The sequence below is a fragment of the Gemmiger formicilis genome (assembly GCF_016901605.1).
In the GTDB taxonomy this organism is placed as follows: Bacteria; Bacillota; Clostridia; order Oscillospirales; family Ruminococcaceae; genus Gemmiger; species Gemmiger formicilis_B.
This window is the reverse complement of record NZ_JACJKP010000224.1, coordinates 1-3,688: the sequence shown is the minus strand read 5'-3', so window position 1 is coordinate 3,688 and position 3,688 is coordinate 1. Positions and strand designations below refer to the sequence as shown.

At 60.1% G+C, this 3,688-nt stretch carries 4 protein-coding genes; 2 read left to right on the top strand and 2 right to left on the bottom strand.

Annotated elements, in window-relative coordinates; all coding sequences use genetic code 11:
* On the top strand, nucleotides 1-1,037 hold a 1,037-nt coding region (locus H6B10_RS13220), incomplete at its 5' end, for a Mur ligase family protein (RefSeq protein WP_204652035.1).
* 45 nt (nucleotides 1,038-1,082) lie between these two features.
* Here the strand turns inward: H6B10_RS13220 and H6B10_RS13215 are convergent.
* Nucleotides 1,083-1,793: a pseudouridine synthase gene (locus H6B10_RS13215; RefSeq protein ID WP_204652036.1), complete on the bottom strand. Its 711-nt coding sequence runs from the start codon at nucleotides 1,791-1,793 to the stop codon at nucleotides 1,083-1,085.
* Nucleotides 1,793-2,287, bottom strand: a complete 495-nt coding sequence (ybaK, locus tag H6B10_RS13210) for a Cys-tRNA(Pro) deacylase (protein WP_204652034.1) — start codon at nucleotides 2,285-2,287, stop codon at nucleotides 1,793-1,795. Before ybaK ends, H6B10_RS13215 begins: the two co-directional genes overlap by 1 nt.
* A gap of 139 nt (nucleotides 2,288-2,426) precedes the next feature.
* Here ybaK and aroF point away from each other — a divergent pair, with 139 nt between their 5' ends.
* Nucleotides 2,427-3,446 carry a 3-deoxy-7-phosphoheptulonate synthase gene (gene aroF, locus H6B10_RS13205; protein WP_204652033.1) on the top strand — a complete coding sequence of 340 codons (1,020 nt, stop codon included), beginning with the start codon at nucleotides 2,427-2,429 and terminating at the stop codon, nucleotides 3,444-3,446.
* The last annotated feature ends 242 nt before the right edge of the window (nucleotides 3,447-3,688 follow it).

Below are 3,688 nucleotides of genomic sequence, written 5' to 3'. Positions count from 1 at the left end.
CCCTGCAGCACACCACCCCCGAAAGCTGTGACCTGCAGCGGCTTTTGCGGCAGATGGTCGATGCCGGGTGTGATGCCTGCGTGATGGAAGTATCCAGTCTGGGGCTGAAGATGGACCGGGTGACCGGCATTGAATACGACGTGGGGGTGTTCACCAACCTTTCCCCCGACCACATCGGCCCCGGTGAACACGCCAGCTTTGCTGAGTACCGCGCCTGGAAAAGCGTGCTGTTCCGGCGGTGCCGGGTGGGCGTTGTGAATGCGGACGATCCCCAGACCGAGGCCATTCTGAACCAGCACAGCTGCCGGGTGGTGACCTATGGCATGGACCACCCGGCCGACTGGCGCGCGGGGGAGGATTTTTGCTTGCAACAGCAGCCGGGATTTTTAGGGGTGGCCTTTTCCGCCGCCGGGCCGGATGGCATCTTACGCCCTTACCGCATCGCCATGCCGGGGCGTTTCAGCATCTGCAACGCGCTGGCGGCGCTGGCCGTGGCCGGGGTGCTGGACCTGCCCGCCGATGCGGTACGGCGGGGGCTGGCGCACGTCACCGTAGAGGGACGTGTGCAGCCGGTTCCGTTGGACGCCCCTTTCACCGTTGTGATTGACTACGCCCACAACGAAGCCGCCGCCGAAAACCTGCTGACCACCCTGCGTGCCTACCAGCCCAAACGGCTGGTGGTGGTGTTCGGGTGCGGCGGCGGCCGCAGCCGGGTACGTCGGTTCGGCATGGGGGAAGTCTGCGCCCGGCTGGCTGATTTGTGCATCCTGACCGAGGACAACAGCCGCGGGGAACCGCTCCGCGACATTCTGGCTGATATCCGCACCGGGATGCGGCGGGGCAATCCCGACACCGCTTTTGTGGAGATCCCCGACCGGCGCAAAGCCCTGTACTATGCGTTGGATCACGGGCAGCCGGGGGATATGATCGCCGTCATCGGCAAAGGGCACGAAACCACCCTGCAGCGGGGCGGCAAGACCCTGCCCTTTTGTGAACGGGAAATTTTGCAAACGTACATGAAACAGAAAAAGGCATAAAACAAAAAGGCATCCCCGTGTATGGGAGTGCCTCTTGTACTTTAATTATTGTTCTTGCAGCCGCTGCAATTCCTCGGGGGTCAGTTCCCGCCACTGGCCCGGTGCCAGGGCCGGGTCCAGCGCCACCTTACCGATAGCCTCCCGGTGCAGGCCATTAACACCCGCCCCGAAAACACCGAACATCCGCTTGATCTGATGGTATACCCCCTGGTGCAGAATGACCCGAACCACACAGGGGTCCTCCCCTGCCGGTTCCACCTCCGCAGGGGCCAGGGTCTGCCCATCCGCCAAAGTTACCCCGGCGGCAAACCCCGCCTGCATGGCATCGGTCAGCGGAGTGTCCAGGGTAACAAGATACTGTTTGTCCACATGGTGGGCCGGGGAAAGCAGATCATGGGCCAGCGCGCCGTCATCAGTCAGCAGAACAAAACCGGTGCTGGTTTTATCCAACCGTCCCGCCGGAAACAGCGCCCGCCGGGGAAAATGTTCCGCCACCAGGTCTACCACCGTGGTATCCCGTTTGTCCCGGCTGGCACTGACCACACCTTCCGGTTTGTTCAACATGATATACACGTATTTTTGGTAAGTGCCGGCCAGCGGTGCGCCATCCACCGCAATGGCGGCATCCTCGACCACCTGGGTATCGGCTTTTCGGCAGACCACGCCGTTCACTGCCACCCGCCCTTTGGTGATGGCTTTGCGGCTTTCGCTGCGGGTCATGCCGGTGCGTTCCGCCAGGTATTTATCCAGCCGCATCATTGGGCATGCTCCTGGATGATGGCTGCGGTTTTGCCGCGGGAAACCTTGATCAGGTCCGCCGGAGCACATTCGATCTGGGTACCGATCCGCCCGCCCGACACCAGCATGGTGGGCTGGGCCAGGCAGCTCTCGTCAAACACCGTGGCATACTGCTTTTTCATACCCACCGGGCTGCAGCCGCCCCGGATGTACCCGGTCACCTTGTTGATATCGGCCACATGGATCATGGCCACGCTTTTGACACCGGCAGCCTTAGCAGCCTTTTTCAGGTCCAGTTCGGCCAGAACCGGTACCACAAACACATAATAGTTGCGGTCCGCCCCCTGGGTGACCAGCGTCTTGAATACACGTGCCGGGTCCTGCCCGGTCAGCCGGGCCACTGTGGCACCATCCACCGCCTGGCCTTCCTCGTGCGGGTATTCATGGGCCGTATAGGTAATCTTGGCCCGCTCCAACATCCGCATAGCGTTGGTTTTTGCTTCTTTTCCCATAAAGAATCCCTCTTTTGCAAACTCTGTATGGCCCTTATTATAAGTCGCAAAATCTTTTTCCGCAAGGGGGCTTGACTTCAATGCTTTAAAGTGTTAAAATCTCCATAGCAACAAAAACATGCAACAGGAGATTGCCCCCATGATCATCGTATTAAAGCAAAACGCCCCTGCCGACAAGATTCAGGAATTCTGCGCCGAACTGCGCGGTATGGGTTTTGAAATCAACGATTCTACCGGCCACGACACCCACATTCTGGGCCTCATCGGCGATACCAAGGCCCTGGCCGAAAGCTGGGTTCTGGCCAACCCCGTGGTAGACACCTGCCGCCGGGTCAGCGAACCTTACAAGAAAGCCAACCGCAAGTTCCACCCCGACGATACGGTGGTGGATGTAGGCGGCCACAAAATCGGCGGCGGATACTTTGCCGTGATGAGCGGCCCCTGCAGTGTGGAAAGCCGCGACCAGATCGTGGGCATTGCCCAGCGGGTACAAACCGCCGGGGCCAGCATCCTGCGGGGCGGCGCATTCAAACCGCGCACCAGCCCCTACAGCTTCCAGGGATTGCGGGCCGAAGGGCTGGAACTGCTGCAGGAGGCCCGGGCTGTGACCGGGCAGCCCATCGTCACCGAACTGATGAACAACGAGCATATTCCGCTTTTTCTGGACGCCCATGTGGATATGATTCAGATCGGCGCCCGCAATATGCAGAACTTTGAACTGCTGAAGGCCGTGGGCAAGCTGAAGGTGCCGGTCCTGCTGAAGCGGGGGCTTTCCTCCACGCTGGAAGAACTGGTGATGAGCGCCGAGTACATTATGGCCGAAGGCAACCCCAACGTGGTATTGTGCGAGCGGGGCATCCGCACCTTTGAAACCAGCATGCGCAACACCCTGGACCTGGCTGCGGTGCCCATGCTGAAAAAGATGACCCATCTTCCGGTAGTCATTGACCCCAGCCACGCGGCAGGTATCGCCTTCATGGTGCCTTCCCTGGCTCAGGCGGCGGTGGCCGTTGGGGCGGACGGACTCATGATCGAGACTCACAATGACCCGGCCAAAGCCAAGAGCGACGGTGCCCAGAGCCTGACCCCCGATCAGTTTGATGAACTGATGGCGGTGATCCGGCCGGAATTGGCGTTCTTTGGCAAAACGCTGAACTGAGACATTCCCTCTCCTGATAGGTTCCGATACAGAAAAGGCGGACGGCTTACCTGCCGTCCGTCTTTTCTATTGTGCAAGGTTCACGCAGAACAGGATGTGATCAGCGCGGACACAACATTGAACAAAAAAATCACTGCGATCACACTCCAGGCAATCTGGGCGCCGCTCTTTTTCCTGTTCTTTCCTCCGTCCATGTCCCGGCGGCCGGATGCGTTTTGCCTGCCAAACCGTTCCGGCGGGCA

Excerpts from the sequence above, each read along its gene's own strand:
- H6B10_RS13215 (WP_204652036.1), bottom strand. The coding sequence starts at position 1,793 with ATGCGGCTGGATAAATACCTGGCGGAACGCACCGGCATGACCCGCAGC.
- ybaK (WP_204652034.1), bottom strand. The coding sequence starts at position 2,287 with ATGGGAAAAGAAGCAAAAACCAACGCTATGCGGATGTTGGAGCGGGCC.
- aroF (WP_204652033.1), top strand. The coding sequence starts at position 2,427 with ATGATCATCGTATTAAAGCAAAACGCCCCTGCCGACAAGATTCAGGAA.